This is a genomic window from Streptomyces sp. NBC_01450 (genome assembly GCF_036227505.1).
Lineage (GTDB): Bacteria > Actinomycetota > Actinomycetes > Streptomycetales > Streptomycetaceae > Streptomyces.
Map to the genome: position 1 here is coordinate 4,644,057 of NZ_CP109480.1, position 18,592 is coordinate 4,662,648.

General features: G+C 71.7%; 16 protein-coding genes. 9 read left to right on the plus strand and 7 right to left on the minus strand.

All coding sequences use genetic code 11. The features are described from left to right. Window positions 1-52 precede the first annotated feature (52 nt). Together OG568_RS20635 and OG568_RS20640 are read right to left on the minus strand one after the other, a co-directional pair. A complete protein-coding gene (locus OG568_RS20635) occupies window positions 53-1,135 on the minus strand; it encodes an adenylate/guanylate cyclase domain-containing protein (protein ID WP_266591382.1) in 1,083 nt (360 codons plus the stop codon). Between the two features lie 493 nt (window positions 1,136-1,628). After that, window positions 1,629-2,525, minus strand: coding sequence for a biotin--[acetyl-CoA-carboxylase] ligase (locus tag OG568_RS20640; RefSeq protein WP_266648629.1), 897 nt, complete (start codon window positions 2,523-2,525; stop codon window positions 1,629-1,631). A 322-nt stretch (window positions 2,526-2,847) separates the two neighbouring features. On the opposite strand from OG568_RS20640, the gene OG568_RS20645 reads away from it, so the two are divergent. From OG568_RS20645 to OG568_RS20660, 4 genes are all read left to right on the plus strand, one after another. Next, a complete protein-coding gene (locus tag OG568_RS20645; RefSeq protein ID WP_266585222.1) occupies window positions 2,848-4,449 on the plus strand; it encodes an acyl-CoA carboxylase subunit beta in 1,602 nt (533 codons plus the stop codon). Between the two features lie 24 nt (window positions 4,450-4,473). Next, window positions 4,474-4,683 carry an acyl-CoA carboxylase epsilon subunit gene (locus tag OG568_RS20650; RefSeq protein WP_329532657.1) on the plus strand — a complete coding sequence of 70 codons (210 nt, stop codon included), beginning with the start codon at window positions 4,474-4,476 and terminating at the stop codon, window positions 4,681-4,683. A gap of 169 nt (window positions 4,684-4,852) precedes the next feature. Next, complete coding sequence (mmpB, locus tag OG568_RS20655) at window positions 4,853-4,981, plus strand: morphogenic membrane protein MmpB (RefSeq protein ID WP_096239832.1); 129 nt, start codon at window positions 4,853-4,855, stop codon at window positions 4,979-4,981. Window positions 4,982-5,027: 46 nt separating this feature from the next. After that, a complete protein-coding gene (locus tag OG568_RS20660) occupies window positions 5,028-5,648 on the plus strand; it encodes a Maf family protein (RefSeq protein ID WP_329532658.1) in 621 nt (206 codons plus the stop codon). Here the strand turns inward: OG568_RS20660 and OG568_RS20665 are convergent, their stop codons facing one another. Beyond that, window positions 5,649-6,182, minus strand: a complete 534-nt coding sequence (locus tag OG568_RS20665) for a hypothetical protein (RefSeq protein WP_266627975.1) — start codon at window positions 6,180-6,182, stop codon at window positions 5,649-5,651. Window positions 6,183-6,537: 355 nt separating this feature from the next. Between OG568_RS20665 and OG568_RS20670 the strand changes: the two genes are divergently transcribed. Continuing rightward, a complete protein-coding gene (locus tag OG568_RS20670; protein ID WP_329532659.1) occupies window positions 6,538-8,310 on the plus strand; it encodes an acetyl/propionyl/methylcrotonyl-CoA carboxylase subunit alpha in 1,773 nt (590 codons plus the stop codon). Between the two features lie 131 nt (window positions 8,311-8,441). Here the strand turns inward: OG568_RS20670 and OG568_RS20675 are convergent, their stop codons facing one another. The 3 genes from OG568_RS20675 to OG568_RS20685 form a co-directional block, all read right to left on the minus strand. Then, window positions 8,442-9,608: an AI-2E family transporter gene (locus OG568_RS20675; protein ID WP_443077874.1), complete on the minus strand. Its 1,167-nt coding sequence runs from the start codon at window positions 9,606-9,608 to the stop codon at window positions 8,442-8,444. A 310-nt stretch (window positions 9,609-9,918) separates the two neighbouring features. Then, entirely contained in the window at window positions 9,919-10,881 is a 963-nt protein-coding gene (locus OG568_RS20680) for a DeoR/GlpR family DNA-binding transcription regulator (RefSeq protein ID WP_266436649.1), read from the minus strand. Window positions 10,882-11,048: 167 nt separating this feature from the next. Beyond that, window positions 11,049-12,497 carry an NAD(P)H-quinone dehydrogenase gene (locus OG568_RS20685; RefSeq protein ID WP_266436651.1) on the minus strand — a complete coding sequence of 483 codons (1,449 nt, stop codon included), beginning with the start codon at window positions 12,495-12,497 and terminating at the stop codon, window positions 11,049-11,051. 143 nt (window positions 12,498-12,640) lie between these two features. Between OG568_RS20685 and OG568_RS20690 the strand changes: the two genes are divergently transcribed. The 4 genes from OG568_RS20690 to OG568_RS20705 all read left to right on the plus strand — a co-directional run bounded on the left by OG568_RS20690 (window position 12,641) and on the right by OG568_RS20705 (window position 17,483). Continuing rightward, window positions 12,641-13,078, plus strand: a complete 438-nt coding sequence (locus OG568_RS20690; RefSeq protein WP_054233631.1) for a gamma-glutamylcyclotransferase — start codon at window positions 12,641-12,643, stop codon at window positions 13,076-13,078. Window positions 13,079-13,246: 168 nt separating this feature from the next. Next, window positions 13,247-14,071 carry a purine-nucleoside phosphorylase gene (locus OG568_RS20695; protein WP_329532660.1) on the plus strand — a complete coding sequence of 275 codons (825 nt, stop codon included), beginning with the start codon at window positions 13,247-13,249 and terminating at the stop codon, window positions 14,069-14,071. A 353-nt stretch (window positions 14,072-14,424) separates the two neighbouring features. Continuing rightward, window positions 14,425-16,056 (plus strand): phospho-sugar mutase, encoded by a 1,632-nt coding sequence (locus OG568_RS20700; protein WP_329532661.1) that lies wholly within the window; start codon window positions 14,425-14,427, stop codon window positions 16,054-16,056. Window positions 16,057-16,244: 188 nt separating this feature from the next. Further along, window positions 16,245-17,483 (plus strand): hypothetical protein, encoded by a 1,239-nt coding sequence (locus tag OG568_RS20705; RefSeq protein ID WP_443077707.1) that lies wholly within the window; start codon window positions 16,245-16,247, stop codon window positions 17,481-17,483. Between the two features lie 277 nt (window positions 17,484-17,760). On the opposite strand, the gene OG568_RS20710 is transcribed toward OG568_RS20705, so the two are convergent. Further along, a complete protein-coding gene (locus tag OG568_RS20710) occupies window positions 17,761-18,585 on the minus strand; it encodes a hypothetical protein (protein WP_329532662.1) in 825 nt (274 codons plus the stop codon). Between the last annotated feature and the right edge of the window lie 7 nt (window positions 18,586-18,592).

Here is an 18,592-nt window from a genome sequence, read left to right on the forward strand (position 1 = left end):
AGGACGTTGAGCCGGAGGGCGTTGAACCGGAGGGCGTTGAAGGAGACAGGCCTCAGGGCTGGTCGCCGTCGCGGCGGGCCAGTAGCCATGGTTCGACCACGCCGAGGCCACGGACGGGGCGCTGCCACATCGGCTGGAGGGCGAAGTGGTAGTCGGGCGGCTCCTCGCCCTCCTTCTCCGCGGCGGCCGCGGCCTCGGCGGCCTCCGCCTCGGAGGCGGGCGCGTCCCCGGTGCGGATCAGTTCCTCCGCGAAGGCGCCGTCCACCAGGACGGCATCCCGTGGCGCTATCGACGTAAGACGCGAGGCGAGGTTCACCGTCGTACCGAAGACGTCGCCCATGCGGGTCGTCACGGTGCCGAAGGCGATGCCGACGCGCAGCTCCGGCATCGTCTCGTCGTTGGCCATCGTCTCGATGAGGCGCAGGGCGATCTCGGCGGCGACCCCGGCGTCGTCCGCGGAGTACAGCACCTCGTCGCCGAGGGTCTTGATGAGGCGCCCCCCGTGCGCGGCCACCAGGTCGGCGGCGGTGGTCTCGAAGGCCTCGACGAGCTCGCCGAGTTCCTCCTCCTCCATCCGGCGCGTCAGCCGTGTGAAACCGACGAGGTCCGCGAAGCCGACGGCGAGACGGCGGTCGACCATCTCCTCGTCGTCGCCGGCCTGGACGACCCGGCCGGTCGCGGCGGCGAGCTGGCGCCGCCAGACGTAGACGATGAACTCCTCCAGCTCGGGCAGGAGCAGCTCGATCAGGGGGTACGTGACCTCGGTGCGCGTCATGCCCGGTTCGGGGGGCTCGGTCAAGCCCTCAAGGAAGGAGTCGATCTGCCATTCGGCCAGGCGGGCCGTGGTCTGTCCGGTGGAGCGGGCGACCTGGACGGCCATCGCCTCGCTCAGCAGGCCCGCCTCGACGAGACCCGCGAGCCGCCGCAGCGCCAGCACGTCGGCCTCCGTCAGCGCCTTGGCCTGGCCGATGTCGGCGAAGCCCATGGCCCGCCAGAAACGGGAGGCCAGTTCCATGGAGACACCGGCGCTGCGGGCGGCCTGGAAGGGGGTGTAGCGGCGCTCGGCGCCGAGGATGAGCGTTTCGAGGCGGAGCGCGAGGGGGTTCTCGCCGGAGTCGGCGAACTGCTCGTCCATCCGGTTCTGCGCGTCCAGGCGGCTCTGTCCGTCCATCCACCCGGTCGTCCCACCGGTCCTCTCGCCGGCCGCCCCGCCGGTCGTGCCACCGGTCTTCTCGCCGGCCGTCCCACCGGTCTTCTCACCGGTCGTGTCACCGTTCGTGTCCACGCGTGCGCCCGCGTCCCCCCGCCCGTTCGCGCCGTGCGGGCCCTGCGCGCCGCTCGTGTCGTCCGCATCGTGGGTGTCGACGCGTGCGGGCGCCGGGTCGGTGACCGACCCTGCGGTACGCCCCGGCTCACCGTCGGGGGCGGGGTGCGCACCCGTGCCGGAGTCCGTGTCGTCGACGGTCACGCCTGCTGCCCTTCCGATCTGCCGCGGTCAGGTATCGACCGCGCTCAACTCTACGGCAGGTGTGCGCTGGCTCACTCCTGACTCGTACGCCCGGTCGGGGCTCGGCACCACGATCGGTTCCGGGCCCCACGGCTGAGTACGGTCCGCCGGCCTCCTCGGCTCACGCCGGCCGCAGATGGACGATGTCCCCCGCTCCCACCGGCTGCTGTACGCCCTCCTCCGTGGCCAGGACCAGACGTCCGTCCCCGTCCACCGCCACCGCTTCCCCGGTGATCGACGTGCCGCCGGGCAGTTCGGCCCGCACCACCCTTCCGAGGGTCGCGCATCCCGCGGCATACGTCTCCTGGAGACCGGAGGCGACGGGGTCGCCACCCGCGGCGCGCCACTTCTCGTACCACTGCTCCAGGGAGCGCAGGACGGCCCGCAGCACGGTGTCACGGTCCGTGGTCGTGGCGCCCGCGAGGGCGAGGGAGCCCGCGCCGGGCACGGGGAGTTCGTCCGCGCGCAGGGTGACGTTGATACCGATGCCGACGACGACCGCGTCGCTCCCGGCGCGCTCGGCGAGGATGCCGCCGGCCTTGCGCTCCTCGCCGTCCACGGTGACCAGCAGGTCGTTGGGCCACTTGAGCGCCGTGTCGACGCCCGCCACCCGGGACAGGGCCGTGGCCACCGCGACCCCGGTGAGCAGCGGCAGCCAGCCCCAGCGCTCGACGGGGACCCCGGTGGGCTTCAGCAGGACGGAGAAGAAGAGGCCCGAGCGGGCCGGTGCGGTCCACTGGCGGTCCAGGCGGCCCCGCCCGGCGTTCTGCTCCTCGGCGACGAGGACGGCGCCCTCGTCGGCCTTCTCCTCCCCCGTGGCGAGGGCGACGAGGTCGGAGTTGGTGGACCCGGTGCGCTGTACGACCTCGACATCGCACCAGAGCCCGTCCTCGCGGACCAGAGCCCGGCGCAGGGCGGTGGCGTTGAGCGGCGGACGGGAGAGGTCGGACCACCGGTCCGACCTCGACTCACCGTGCCCGTCGGAGGGGCTTCCTTCTGCACCTGGTGGTGTTGTCATGCAACCCAGCCTAGGTTTGACATCCTCCGCCCCGCGAGAAGGGGACGGATTCCAGCCCTGCCGGGCTGAGGTTCACGGGCGCTCGATCACTCTCGTGATGTCACCCCTCCGGCGTGTCCCGCCGCGAGGTACCCATCCTACGGCCGGTCCCGGTCTCTCCGCGGCCTGATCCGGAGATCTCGTCCCCGCTGAAACCAGAGGGGGAGTGTGGTAAACGCCGCACTGCCGAACCGTATCGGCACCACTACCCTACGAGTCAGTAGCAACCCCCTGAGCACGTCACCCTCATTTTCCCACTGAGCAGGCAGGGAGCCGCACCCCGATGTCCGAGCCGGAAGAGCTGCACCACCCCGACATCCACACGACCGCGGGCAAACTCGCGGACCTGCGGCGCCGCGTGCAGGAAGCGACGCACGCCGGCTCGGCACGCGCTGTCGAAAAGCAGCACGCCAAGGGCAAGTTGACGGCCCGTGAGCGGATCGATCTGCTGATCGACGAGGGCTCGTTCGTCGAGCTGGACGAGTTCGCCCAGCACCGCTCGACCGACTTCGGCATGGAGAACAACCGGCCCTACGGCGACGGTGTCGTCACCGGCTACGGCATGGTCGACGGCCGCCCGGTCGCCGTCTTCTCCCAGGACTTCACCGTCTTCGGCGGCGCCCTGGGCGAGGTCTTCGGCCAGAAGATCATGAAGGTGATGGACTTCGCGCTGAAGACCGGCTGTCCGGTCATCGGCATCAACGACTCCGGCGGCGCCCGTATCCAGGAGGGCGTCAGCGCGCTCGGCATGTACGGCGAGATCTTCCGCCGCAACACCCACGCGTCCGGCGTCATCCCGCAGATCTCGCTCGTCGTCGGCCCCTGCGCGGGCGGCGCGGTGTACTCCCCCGCCATCACCGACTTCACGATCATGGTCGACCAGACCTCGCACATGTTCATCACGGGTCCGGACGTCATCAAGACGGTGACGGGTGAGGACGTCGGCTTCGAGGAGCTCGGCGGCGCGCGCACCCACAACGCGGTGTCGGGCGTGGCCCACCACATGGCGGGCGACGAGAAGGACGCCATCGAGTACGTCAAGCAGCTGCTGTCGTACCTGCCGTCCAACAACCTCAGCGAGCCCCCGGTCTTCCCGGAGGAGGCGGACCTCGCCCTCACGGACGAGGACCGCGAGCTGGACGTGATCGTGCCGGACAGCGCGAACCAGCCGTACGACATGCACGCGGTGATCGAACACATCCTGGACGACGCCGAGTTCTTCGAGACCCAGGCGCTGTTCGCGCCGAACATCCTCACCGGCTTCGGACGGGTCGAGGGCCACCCGGTCGGCATCGTCGCCAACCAGCCGATGCAGTTCGCCGGCTGTCTGGACATCGACGCGAGCGAGAAGGCGGCCCGCTTCGTGCGCACCTGCGACGCCTTCAACGTCCCCGTCATCACCTTCGTGGACGTGCCCGGCTTCCTCCCGGGCGTCGACCAGGAGCACACGGGCATCATCCGCCGCGGCGCCAAGCTGATCTACGCGTACGCCGAGGCGACCGTCCCGCTCATCACGGTCATCACCCGCAAGGCCTTCGGCGGTGCCTACGACGTCATGGGCTCCAAGCACCTGGGCGCGGATCTCAACCTCGCCTGGCCGACCGCCCAGATCGCCGTGATGGGCGCGCAGGGCGCGGTGAACATCCTGCACCGCCGTACCATCGCCGACGCCGAGAGCACCGGAAACGCCGAGGCCACCCGGGCCCGCCTGATCCAGGAGTACGAGGACACCCTCCTCAACCCCTACACGGCGGCCGAGCGCGGCTACATCGACGCGGTGATCATGCCGTCCGACACCCGCTCCCACGTCGTACGGGGTCTGCGTCAGCTGCGCACGAAGCGGGAATCACTCCCTCCGAAGAAGCACGGCAACATCCCGCTCTAGAACCCCGGACCCTTGGGAGCAGACATGACGATCAAGGTCGTACGGGGCAATCCGACCCCGGAGGAGCTGGCCGCCGCCCTGGCGGTGGTCCGAGCGCGCGCCGCGGCGGTGGCCACCACGCCGCCCGGCGCGCCCGGCACCCGTGACTCCTGGTCGGACCCGTCCCGCATAGCCACCCAGCCCCTGCCCCAGCCGGGCCCCGCGGCATGGACACGCACCTACTGGCCCGCCTAGGGCCTACCGGCCCGCCCAGGGCCGTCAGGGGGCCGTAGCCGATCCGGATTCCCGGGTCGGCCCGCACCCCGTCGAGGTCCAGCGGCGCGGGCTTGTGCGGCGGCTGTTCGCGCAAGTTGAGTACGCGTACTCAGGCGCCCGGAACCCTCGCCACCGCACGATCGAGGGCATGCTGTGGTCCGACCCGGAGAACGAGCCGCCGAAGGAACTGCGCGACATGCAGGAGATGTTGCGGCGGCTCGGCCTCCTCATGGCGTTGGCCATGCTGCTCGCGATGATCGTTCTCGGCGTGATGTGACACGAGGCGATGGAGCACGACACGCCCGCGCCGATACCCTGACCGCATGACTGATCAGCCGCGCCGCCGCCTCGTGCTCGCCTCGCAGTCCCCCGCCCGGCTCGGACTGCTGCGCCAGGCCGGACTCGACCCCGAGGTCATCGTGAGCGGCGTCGACGAGGACGCCGTCTCCGCCCCGACCCCCGCCGAACTCGCGCTCGCCCTGGCCGAGGCCAAGGCCTCCGTCGTGGCCGCCAGGCCCGAGGTCCAGGGCGCCCTGGTGATCGGCTGCGACTCGGTTCTCGACCTGGACGGCGAGGCGCTGGGCAAGCCCGCGGACGCCGAGGAGGCCACCGCGCGCTGGAAGGCCATGCGCGGCCGGGCCGGCACCCTCCAGACGGGTCACTGCATCTACGACACGACCGCCAAGCGCTACGCGTCGGCGACCGCGTCCACGGTGGTCCGCTTCGGCGAGCCGACCGACGCCGAGATCGCCGCGTACGTCGCCTCGGGCGAGCCGCTCCATGTCGCCGGGGCCTTCACGCTCGACGGCCGCTCGGCCCCGTTCATCGAGGGCATCGACGGCGACCACGGCAACGTCATCGGCATCTCACTGCCGCTGGTGCGCCACCTGCTGGCCGAACTGGGTGTGAGCATCACCGAGTTGTGGACCCCGCGGGAGAAGTGATCAGGACACGGTCGGCGTCGGGGGCGCCGTGACCGGGGATCCCCCGGTACCGCCGTTCGTACCACCGTTCATTCCGCCGTTCGTGTCTCCGTTTCCGTCCTTGCCGCCCGCGCCGTCGCCCGGCGCGGCGTCGGCGGGACCCACCCCGCGGTCGAACGCCAACAGAGTGAAAACGATCAGCGCGAGCACCACCATCATGAACACGAACGCGCCCCAGCCCACCAGCCCCACGGTGAACGCGCCGAGCAGACCGTGCACCACCGCGGCGCTGGTCAGCAGGATGCGGCCGAAGAGGCCCGGCCCGCGGCCGCGCACCGCGACGAGCAGCGCGGCGACGCCGCACAGCGCGAAGTAGAGGCCGAAGAGCAGCCCCCCGACCTTCGACGAGACGGACATCATGTCCGAGTCCAGACCCGCCAGGGACATGTCCTGGCGGTCGACGACCACGCCGAGGAACCAGTTCAGCAGCGCGATGCCGATCGCCTCCACGAAGAGCACGATCGCCGCCACCCACGCCACCGGTCTGCGCACCACCGGTCCCCACCCACTTCCGAGTGCTGTTACCCCAAGTATGTTCGAGACCTCCCGAACGCTACTAACGGGTAAACGCCGGGACAAGGGTTCGGCCGCGGGCAAAGAATCATTGGGCCATTCGTAGGGACTCCACAAAGAAACGCTGTGCGGCGCAGCACGGCCGCACAGAGACCTTGGCCACACAGGAGGGCTAGGGTTCAGCCAAGGATTGCTGCGTACCGCGGTGTGACAAGGGATCTCGCGGGTCGAGCGAGCCTCGAATCACGCTCCGTGTGGGCAAGCTCACCATTGGGGACGGGTCGAAAGGTCGTGTCGGCAGTCCCTAAACTCGGCTTGTTTCAAGGAGGGAGCCATCGTGCGCAAGGTGCTCATCGCCAACCGTGGCGAAATCGCTGTCCGCGTGGCCCGGGCGTGCCGGGATGCCGGGATCGCGAGCGTTGCCGTGTATGCGGAACCAGACAGGGACGCGTCGCATGTCCGGGCGGCGGACGAGGCGTTCGCTTTGGGCGGTGACACCCCCGCCACCAGCTACCTGGACATCGCCAAGGTCCTCCAGGCCGCCAAGGACTCCGGCGCGGACGCCATCCACCCGGGCTACGGCTTCCTGTCGGAGAACGCCGAGTTCGCCCAGGCGGTCCTGGACGCGGGCCTGACCTGGATCGGCCCGCCCCCGCAGGCCATCCGCGACCTCGGCGACAAGGTCGCCGCCCGCCACATCGCCCAGCGCGCCGGCGCCCCCCTCGTCGCGGGCACCCCCGACCCGGTCAGCGGCGCCGACGAGGTCGTCGCCTTCGCCGAAGAGCACGGGCTGCCGATCGCGATCAAGGCCGCCTTCGGCGGCGGCGGACGCGGCCTGAAGGTCGCCCGCACCCTCGAAGAGGTCCCCGAGCTCTACGACTCCGCCGTCCGTGAGGCGGTGGCCGCGTTCGGCCGCGGCGAGTGCTTCGTCGAGCGCTACCTCGACAAGCCCCGCCACGTCGAGACCCAGTGCCTGGCCGACACCCACGGCAACGTCGTCGTCGTCTCCACGCGTGACTGCTCGCTCCAGCGCCGCCACCAGAAACTGGTGGAAGAGGCCCCCGCGCCGTTCCTGTCCGACGCCCAGGTGGCGGAGCTGTACTCCTCCTCCAAGGCGATCCTCAAGGAAGCCGGATACGTCGGCGCCGGCACGGTGGAGTTCCTCGTCGGCATGGACGGCACGATCTCCTTCCTCGAGGTCAACACCCGCCTCCAGGTCGAACACCCGGTCACCGAGGAAGTCGCCGGCATCGACCTCGTCCGCGAGATGTTCCGCATCGCCGACGGCGAGGAACTCGGCTACGGCGACCCCGTCCTGCGCGGCCACTCCTTCGAGTTCCGCATCAACGGCGAAGACCCGGGGCGCAACTTCCTGCCCGCCCCCGGCACGGTGACGCTGTTCGCCCCGCCGTCGGGTCCGGGCGTGCGCCTGGACGCGGGCGTCGAGTCCGGCAGTGTGATCGGCCCGGCCTGGGACTCCCTGCTCGCCAAGCTGATCGTCACCGGCGCCACCCGCGAGCAGGCGCTCCAGCGCGCCGCCCGCGCCCTGGAGGAGTTCCAGGTCGAGGGCATGGCGACGGCCATCCCGTTCCACCGCGCGGTGGTCCAGGACCCGGCCTTCGGCCCCGAACTGACCGGATCCACCGACCCGTTCACGGTCCACACCCGCTGGATCGAGACCGAGTTCGTCAACGAGATCCCCGCCTTCACGGCCCCCGCGGACACGGAGGCCGACGAGGAGCCGGGGCGCGAGACGGTCGTCGTCGAGGTGGGCGGCAAGCGCCTGGAGGTCTCGCTGCCGTCCTCGCTGGGCATGTCCCTGGCCCGCACCGGCCTCGCCGCCGGCGCCAAGCCCAAGCGCCGCGCCGCGAAGAAGTCGGGCCCGGTGGCCTCCGGCGACACCCTCGCCTCGCCCATGCAGGGCACGATCGTCAAGGTCGCGGTCGAGGAGGGCCAGGAGGTCAAGGAGGGCGACCTCGTCGTCGTCCTGGAGGCCATGAAGATGGAACAGCCCCTCAACGCCCACCGCTCCGGCACCATCAAGGGCCTGAGCGCGGAGGTCGGCGCGTCCATCACCTCCGGCGCCGTGATCTGCGAGATCAAGGACTGAGACACGGCCGTACGGCATCCGAAGCGCCCGGGGGACTGAGCAGTCGGTCCCCCGGGCGCTTCGGCTTTCCCCGGGGGCGGGAGAGCGTCCCCCTGGGGAGGGGCGACGTCGAGCAGGTGCTCGCGCCCGGGTCAGCCGGGTGAGCGGCCGGGATGGTCCGGCTCGGGCCGGGCCCGCATCGCGCCGATCACGGACCAGGCGACCGACACCATCGGGACGGCCACGACCGCGCCGATCACACCGGCGAGGATGCCGCCCCCGATGACGGACACGGCCACGACCACCGGGTGCAGCCGGACCGCCCAGCTCAGCACGAGCGGGTGCAGGACATGACCCTCGATCTGGCCGACGACCACGATCAGGGCGAGCACCGCGAGCGCGACGACCGGCCCTCGTGAGGCCAGCGCGACGACCGTGGCGACGGCCAGCGCGATGGGCGAGCCCACCAGCGGGATGAACGCGGCGAAGAACTCCAGCAGGGTCAGCGGCAGGGCCAGCGGCACGCGCAGCGCGAACAGGGCTATCCCGACCAGTACGGCGTTGGTGGCGGCCACGATGATGATGCCGCGGGTGTATCCGGCGAACGTCCGCCACGCGACGCGTCCCGCGCGGCCCCAGCCATCCCGGGCGCTCTCGGGCAGCAGGCCCTGGAACCAGTGCCAGAACCTGTCCCCGGAGTGGATGAAGAACAGCGAGCAGAACAGGGCGAGCACCGCTCCGGTCAGTACCTCCACCGCCCGCCCGACGCCGCTGAGCGCGCTGCTGATGAGTGTGGAGCGGTGCTCCGAGAGGTACTTCGTCACCTTGCCCTGAAGATCCGACAGCACGGTGGGGCGGACGCGGAAGGGAGGGCCCTCCAGCCACCGCTGGATCCGGTCGATGCCCCCGGCGAACTGCTGCCCCAACCGGCCCGACTCGCTCGCGACCAGGCTGCCGACCAGGGCCAGCAGCCCGAGCACCAGTACCAGGCTGCCCACCACGCTCACCACGACGGCCAGCGGCCGTGGCATGTGCCGCGCCAACAGATCGGCCAGGGGGCGCAGCACCGAGGTCACGACCAGCGCGAGGAACAGGGCCACGGCGACCAGTTGCAGCCGGCCCAGGATCTTGAAGGCCGCGTACACGGCCGCCCCGAGCACCAGCAGTCGCCATGCGTACGCCGCGGCCACTCGCAGCCCCTGGTTCACCGGCGCGTCGTCGCGCCCCGTGGCACGCCGGATCGCCGTCCCCGCCGTACGGGCCCGTGTCACCGCTCCCACTCCGCGGGCGGGCCGACTTCCCAGCACGACGTACCGCATCCGTCGCCGGTGCGAACGGCGCGATCCGTCGTTCACCTGTGCGTCACCGCCTCCCGTCGCCGTGTCAGGGACAGGTTGCGGGTGGACGCGGAGCCGTCGCAAGCCGGGGCATACGCGGACGAACCGCCCCCATGGACCGTGAGCTGGGCCGCGTCCCCGTATCGCGGCCGGGGTGACGGTCGAGTGGAGGGTGCCTGGCGTACGCCATACGGCCCACGGAATCCGCGCCCGACGGCCGTGAGCCCGGGCCGGGTGGGTGGTACCGCGCGCTCCCGGCCCCGTCAGCGCCGGGGCACGCCGGTCGAATCGGTCAGCGGCGGCGCAAATCCGCCACTCGCGCCCGCTCTCCCGGGGACTGCTCGCCCAGGACGGTAGCGCTGCGCAACTGCGGTCCCGCACCCGGCACCTGGCCGCGGCGCGGACCGGGGAGGGGCATGTCCCGGCGCGGCTGGCGCCCCGCCGGGGCCGTGTCTCCTCCCGCGCCGGCACCCGACTGCCCGGCCACCGCGATCTGTACGCCCTGGTCCGCCAGGGCCTGCAGTTCGGTGGCCGCTCGGTCGTCGTGCGCGGGCGGCTCGTCCGTGACCAGGCGGGTGATCAGATCGGTCGGCACCGTCTGGAACATGGTGTCGGTGCCGAGCTTGGTGTGGTCGGCGAGGACGACGACCTCCGCGGCGGCCTGCACCAACGCGCGGTCGACGGACGCCGACAGCATGTTGGAGGTGGACAGGCCGCGCTCGGCGGTCAGCCCACTGCCGGAGAGGAAGGCCCGCGAGACCCGCAGCCCCTGGAGGGACTGCTCGGCGCCGCTGCCGACCAGGGCGTAGTTGGAACCGCGCAGGGTGCCGCCGGTCATCACGACCTCGACGCGGTTGGCATGGGCCAGCGCCTGCGCCACCAGCAGGGAGTTGGTGACGACGGTCAGCCCGGGCACCCGCGCGAGCCGGCGCGCCAGCTCCTGCGTGGTGGTGCCCGCGCCCACCACGATGGCCTCGCCCTCTTCGACGAGACCCGCGGCGAGATCGGCGATGGCCGTCTTCTCGGCGGTCGCGAGATGCGATTTCTGCGGAAAGCCGGACTCCCGCGTGAACCCGCCCGGCAATACCGCACCGCCATGCCGGCGGTCGAGGAGTCCTTCTGCCTCCAGTGCGCGCACGTCCCGCCGTACGGTCACTTCGGAGGTCTGGACGACGCGGGCGAGCTCACGGAGCGACACGGCCCCGTTCGCTCGCACCATTTCGAGGATCAATTGGCGACGTTCTGCAGCGAACACGAAACTGACAGTAACCCCAACGACCGTCTGCTTTCAGCAGTTTGCGCCGAATAACAGAAGTTGTTCGCATGGCAGTAGGCGAAGTGGTATACGCGCCTACTCGTGCCGCCTATGCCGTACGAATGGTCGACAACTCCCCGTGACCAGCGGGAAGTCGGGCTGGGACGTCAGCCTTCGTCGCCCGCCTTGCGGGTGTGCAACTGCCGGGCGACCTCGGCGATCGAGCCCGAAAGGGAGGGATACACGGTGAACGCGTTCGCGATCTGTTCGACCGTCAGATTGTTGTCGACCGCGATCGAGATGGGATGGATCAGTTCCGAGGCGCGCGGCGCGACGACCACACCACCGACGACGATCCCGGTTCCGGGGCGGCAGAAGAGCTTGACGAAGCCGTCCCGGATGCCCTGCATCTTGGCGCGCGGGTTGCGCAGCAGGGGCAGCTTGACGACCCGGGCGTCGATCTTGCCCGCGTCCACGTCGGCCTGCGTGTAGCCGACGGTGGCGATCTCGGGGTCGGTGAAGACGTTGGACGAGACCGTCTTCAGGTTCAGCGGAGCGACCGCGTCGCCCAGGAAGTGGTACATGGCGATACGTCCCTGCATCGCCGCGACGGAGGCGAGGGCGAAGACGCCGGTCACATCACCGGCGGCGTACACGCCCGGGGCCGTGGTCCTGGAGACCTTGTCGGTCCAGATGTGCCCGGAGTCCCTGACCCGGACCCCGGCCTCCTCCAGACCCATCCCGCTGCTGTTCGGAATGGCGCCGACGGCCATCAGGCAGTGCGAGCCGCTGATGACGCGGCCGTCGGAGAGCGTGACCTCGACCCGGTCGCCGACCCGCTTGGCGGACTCGGCGCGGGAGCGGGCCATGACGTTCATGCCACGGCGCCGGAACACGTCCTCCAGCACGGCGGCGGCGTCCGGGTCCTCGCCCGGCAGCACACGGTCGCGGCTGGAGACGAGCGTGACGCGCGACCCGAGCGCCTGGTAGGCACCGGCGAACTCGGCACCGGTGACACCGGAACCGACCACGATGAGCTCCTCCGGCAGCTCGTCGAGGTCGTAGACCTGCGTCCAGTTCAGAATCCGCTCGCCGTCCGGCTGCGCGTCGGGCAGCTCACGCGGATGTCCGCCCGTGGCGATGAGCACGGCATCGGCGACGAGCGTCTCCTCGGTCCCGTCCGCGGCCCGTACGACGACCTTGCGCGACCCGTCCAGGGCCTGCATGCCCTCCAGCCGCCCCCGCCCGCGCAGCACCCGCGCGCCGGCCCGGGTCACGGACGCCGTGATGTCGTGCGACTGCGCGAGCGCGAGCCGCTTCACACGCCGGTTGACCTTCCCGAGATCGACCCCGACCACCCGGGCGGCCTGCTCCATGGGTGGGGTGTCGTCGGCGACGATGATCCCCAGCTCCTCGTACGACGAGTCGAAGGTGGTCATCACCTCGGCCGTCGCGATAAGGGTCTTCGACGGCACGCAGTCGGTGAGCACCGACGCCCCGCCCAGACCGTCGCAGTCGACGACGGTCACCTCCGCGCCGAGCTGGGCGGCAACCAGCGCCGCCTCATATCCGCCGGGTCCGCCACCGATGATCACGATCCGAGTCACGTACTCCATTGTCCCGCACGCTTCAAGGTGCTTCCGCCCGGGGGCCGCGCCCGCCCGTATCCGAGCCCCTTCCGTTATGTGCTCATCCGTTATGCGCTTATGCGTTCTGTTACGCAAGAGGCTCCTGTGCTCCCTGCCGTACCCTCGACCTCATGTCGCTCTACGCCGCGTACGCCGGCAATCTCGACCCGCGGCTCATGACGCGCCGCGCCCCCCACTCGCCGCTGCGCGCCACGGGCTGGCTGAACGGCTGGCGGCTGACGTTCGGGGGCGAGCACATGGGCTGGGAAGGCGCGCTGGTCACCCTCGTCGAGGCCCCCCGCTCGCAGGTCTTCGTGGCGCTGTACGACATCGCCCCGCTGGACGAGGACTCCATGGACCGCTGGGAGGGCGTGGGCCTCGACATCTACCGCCGGATGCGCGTACGCGTGCACACCCTGGAGGGCGAGGAGCCCGCGTGGGTGTACGTACTGAACGGGTACGAGGGCGGACTCCCCTCCGCGCGCTACCTCGGTGAGATCGCCGACGCGGCGGAGTCGGCGGGCGCGCCCCACGACTACGTGATGGAACTGCGCAAGCGCCCCTGCTGAGGGCCGCCCTTCGGCGCACCTCCAGCGCCCTCCACTAAGGGCACCCTTCGTGGGAAACGACGGTCCACCCCCTCCCCACCCCTTCGTTGGAAACGACAAGACAACGATCGCAAGACCGTGACCTCCCTCATCTACGCGCGTAGGCCTGGACCAGCTACGCTCATGCGCGTGAACGCATCTCTTCTTCCGGACGACATCCAGGGCGACCCTCACGCCGCCGCCGACGCCGCCGCCACCCGCCTGCGGGAGCTCACGGGCGCCGAGACCCACGACGTCGCGCTCGTGATGGGCTCCGGCTGGGCTCCGGCCGTGGACGCCCTCGGCACCCCCGAGGCCGAGTTCCAGGTCACCGAGCTGCCCGGGTTCCCCCCGCCGGCGGTCGAGGGCCACGGCGGCAAGATCCGCTCGTACAAGATCGGTGACAAGCGGGCCCTGGTCTTCCTGGGCCGCACCCACTACTACGAGGGTCGCGGGGTCGCCGCCGTCGCGCACGGGGTCCGTACCGCCGTCGCCGCGGGCTGCAAGACCATCGTGCTCACCAACGGCTGCGGTGGTCTGCGCGAGGACATGCGCCCCGGCCAGCCGGTGCTGATCAGCGACCACATCAACCTGACGGCGACGTCCCCGATCGTCGGGGCCAACTTCGTCGACCTCACCGACCTGTACTCGCCGCGGCTGCGCGCCCTCTGCAAGGAGGTCGACCCCACCCTGGAGGAGGGCGTCTACGCGCAGTTCACCGGGCCGCACTACGAGACGCCGGCCGAGGTCCGGATGGCCCGTGTCCTCGGCGCGGACCTGGTGGGCATGTCGACGGTCCTCGAAGCCATCGCCGCGCGCGAGGCCGGTGCGGAGGTTCTGGGCATCTCCCTCGTCACCAACCTCGCCGCCGGTATGACGGGCGAGCCCCTCAACCACGAGGAGGTCCTCCAGGCGGGCCGCGACTCGGCGACCCGCATGGGCGCCCTCCTCACCCAGGTCCTGGACCGCCTGTAGGGGTCCCGTCCCCCACCCGGGGGCTCCGCCCCAGACCCCCGATCGGCCTGAACGGCCTCGTCCTCGAACGCCGGACGGGCTGGAGGCTTTCAGGGGCGCGGGGAACTGCGCGACCGGCCCCCACCGGCCGTCGACCAAAAGACAACGGCGGACGGGGGATGCGGGGCGAAGCCCCCGCCCCAGGGGCGCGGGGAACTGCGCGACCGGCCCCCACCCACCCGCAGCCGACGGTCGCCCCAGGGGGTCCGGGGGCTGAGCCCCCGGGGATGGGTCGGGTAGGGGCGGCGGGGCGAGAGAAGGCACCCTGGCCGGGTACACAGCAAGGGCACCACAAACAGAGAGGTTCACCCGACGTGCAGGACGAACTCATCGCACGGGCCGAGGCGTGGCTCGCCGAGGACCCCGACCCGGAAACCCGCGAGGAACTCGCCGAGCTCATCGCCGCCAAGGACGTCACCGAGCTCACCGCACGCTTCACCGGCACCCTCCAGTTCGGCACCGCCGGCCTCCGGGGCGAACTCGGCGCGGGCCCGATGCGCATGAACCGCGCGGTGGTCATCCGCGCCGCCGCCGGCCTGGCCGCGTACCTGAAGAAGCAGGGCGAGACGGACGGCCTGGTCGTCATCGGCTACGACGCCCGCCACAAGTCCGCCGACTTCGCGCGCGACACCGCCGCGGTGATGACGGGCGCGGGCCTGCGCGCCGCCGTACTCCCCCGCCCCCTCCCCACCCCGGTCCTGGCGTACGCCATACGGCACCTCGGCGCCGCGGCCGGCGTGGAGGTCACCGCCAGCCACAACCCGCCCCGCGACAACGGCTACAAGGTCTACCTGGGCGACGGTTCGCAGATCGTTCCCCCGGCGGACGCCGAGATCGCCGCCGAGATCGACGCCGTCAGCGGCCTCGCCGACGTCCCCCGCCCGGAGTCCGGCTGGGAGACCCTCGACGAGGGCGTCCTGAACGCCTACCTGGCCCGTACGGACGCCGTCCTCGCCCAGGACTCCTCCCGCACCGCCCGCACCGTCTACACGGCGATGCACGGCGTCGGCAAGGACGTCCTGCTCGCCGCCTTCGCCCGGGCCGGCTTCCCGGAGCCCGTGCTGGTGGCCGAGCAGGCCGAGCCGGACCCGGACTTCCCGACCGTCGCCTTCCCCAATCCGGAGGAGCCCGGCGCGATGGACCTGGCCTTCGCGAAGGCCCGCGAGACGGACCCCGACCTGATCATCGCCAACGACCCGGACGCGGACCGCCTCGCCGCGGCGGTGCGGGACGGCGCAGACTGGCGGATGCTGCGCGGCGACGAGGTCGGCGCGCTGCTCGCCCAGCACCTGGTGAACCGCGGTGCGCGCGGCACGTTCGCGGAGTCGATCGTCTCCTCCTCCCTCCTCGGCCGGATCGCCGGGAAGGCGGGCCTGTCCTACGAGGAGACCCTCACCGGCTTCAAGTGGATCGCCCGGGTGGAGGGCCTGCGCTACGGCTACGAGGAGGCGCTCGGTTACTGCGTCGACCCGGACGGCGTACGCGACAAGGACGGCATCACGGCGGCCCTCCTCATCACGGAACTCGCCTCCGAGCTGAAGGAAGCGGGCCGCACCCTGCTCGACCTCCTCGACGACATCGCGGTGGAGCACGGTCTGCACGCCACGGACCAGCTCTCGGTCCGCGTGGAGGACCTGTCGGTCATCGCGAACGCGATGCGCCGGCTGCGCGAGCAGCCCCCGACGGAGCTGGCGCGCCTGGCCATCACCAGGTCCGAGGACCTGACGAAGGGCACGGACACGCTTCCGCCGACCGACGGACTGCGCTACACGCTGGACGGCGCGCGCGTCATCGTCCGCCCCAGCGGCACCGAGCCGAAGCTGAAGTGCTACCTGGAGGTCGTGGTCCCGGTCGGCTCGCACGCCGAGCTGCCGACGGCCCACGCGAGGGCGGCCGAGCTCCTCGCAGCGATCAAGCGGGATCTGTCGGCGGCGGCCGGCATCTGACCGCGTGTTCCTGACCCCGTGCCACTGACCCCGCGCCTGTGATCCCGCGCCTCCGCGCGGGCCCAGGTCCAGGACTCAGCCACTTACGGGTGATTTCCGCCCGGCAGTTGACGCAGCGCTCCGGTGCGCCACCATCCGACCGAGGAACGGTTGGCGGTAGCGCACCGCCGAGCCCCAGGAGCTGCCGCGTGTCCTCGACCGCCTCCCGGCCGACATCCTCCCCACCCCGGAACGCTCCCGGCGCATTCCCCCCGAACACCAACGCGAACACCAGTACGGGCACGAGGGCGGGCACGGGTACGGGCACAGGCACCCTGTGCGCCCTCCGCACCCATCTGCGCCTGGCGGCGCCCGCCCTCCTCGCCTACGCGGCCGTACGCCTCGTGGGCCTGTTGCTCCTCAACCAGTGGGCGCACCATCAGCACCACGGCGTGTGGCCCATCCTGGCCACGAAGTGGGACGCGGACTGGTACCTGGGCATCGCCCACCACGGCTACACCCACCACCTGGGCACCCGGTACGACGCGAACAACCTCGCCTTCTTCCCGCTGTACCCGTACCTGGTCAAGGCGGTCGCGGTCCTGACCCCGGGCACGCGCGCCACGACGGGTCTGGCGATCTCGATCGCCGCCTCCTTCCTCGCCGCGTGGGGAGTGTTCGCCGTCGGCCACCATCTCCACGGCCGGCGCGTGGCCCTGCTGCTGACCTTTCTGTGGGCGGCTCTCCCGGTCGGCCTGGTCCAGTGGATGGGCTACACGGAGTCCCTCTTCACGGCGTTCGCCGCCTGGTCGCTGTACGCGGTGCTCACCGGCCGCTGGCTCTGGGCGGGCACTCTGGCGTCGCTCTCCGGCCTGACCCGCCCGACCGGCATCGCGACGGCGGCCGCGGTCACCGTCACGGCGCTGCTCTCCCTGCGGCACCGTTTCTCGCCCCGCGCGCTCGCGGCAGCGGCCCTCGCCCCGGCGGGGTGGCTCGCGTATCTCGGCTGGGTGGGCGTGCGGCTCGGCCGCTGGGACGGCTACTTCGCCGTACAGCGGCTGTGGCACAACGAGTGGGACGGCGGCGTGGAGACCGTGCGCCGGGTGCGGGAGGTCCTGGTGCAGGACTCCACGCCGGAGCTCTTCCTGGTGACGGTGACGGTCACGCTGCTCGTGTCCGTGGTCCTCTACGCCCTGTGCGTCTGGGACCGGCAGCCGCTCCCCCTGCTGGTCTTCACCGGCGTCCTGCTGCTGATCGTGCTGGGCAGCGGCGGTGTCTACTTCCCCCGTGCCCGCTTCCTCATGCCGGCCTTCCCGCTCCTGCTCCCCCTGGCCCTCCACCTGTCCCGCGCCTCGTCCCGTTTCCGGGCCCTCGCCGTGACCGCGGCACTGCTGGGTTCGGCGTACTGCGGCGCGTACATGGCGCTGGTGTGGCCGAGCGCGCCCTGAGCCGGCGTCCGTACGGCACCAAACCTGGACTCGAACGTCTCTCGATTCACGGGGAGTTGGGCTGTCGCATGCTCCTCGGCTGCCTGCTCCGTCCCCGCGCGTCTCACGCTGGAGGGAAGCGCGGATGTGCTCCTCACCCCCCTTGGACGCATCCGCCCGCCAGGTGTCCCGCGCCCCCATCACCACGATGAGCGGGACGCCGCGCATGGGCCGGACACGGGGTTCAGCCCGCCCCCCAGGCAACTGGACCCCGTGTCGGGCTCCGGCCGCGCCGCCCTCACACGCGCATGAGGTAGCTGAAGCCCGTGTTCGGGCCGACGCAGGACTGGAGCGTGAGGTCGCCCCAGTACAGGCCCTGGGACGGGGTGCCGCGGCCGGGGCTGACGTAGTGGGCGTACACGCGGTACTCGAACGTGCCGCGTGGCGTCGTGGCGGTGACGACGGTGCCCACGGGCAGCTTGGCGAACCGCTCGAAGCCGCAGTAGTCGTGGCCGACGACGACGGCGGTACGCAGCGCGTAGCCGTCCTCCGTCCCCAGGTCGGGCCCCGTCCACTGCACGGCGTCGCGGCACGCGTCCACCGCCTCCTGCCCACCGCGTACCACCCGGGCCGACCAGGAGCCGATGCGCAGGGTGGTCGAACCGTCCGGGCCGCGCCGACCGAACGTCTCGGCCCCGGCACCGGCACCGGCACCGGCAGACGACGGCTTCGGTGACGGCTTCGCGGGCGTGGTGCCGGAGCGCGGCGAGTTGGACGGGGGTGGCGTGCGCGACAGGTCCGGGAGCTTCGTCGTCGGCGACACGGTGGGCGCGCTGGGGGACGGCGAGGACTCCGGAGCGGGGGCGCGGGACGGTGGAGTGGGAGTGGGTTCGGGCGTGCGGGGGCGGGCCGATGTCCCGAGTGGGGTGGGCGCGGCCGCGTCCGGGGCTGTCCGCTCGGTGGACGGGACGGACGCGGGTGGGCCCGCCAACGCCTTCTCGGGCGCACCGGGAACGGCGCAGCCGGCGAGGGCGACGGAGGCGACAGCGGCCAGGACGGCCGCGGTACGGGCCACCGCGCGGCGGGATCGTCCCTCGCTCGTCGCTCGGAGGGTGCCTGGCATCCGGCGC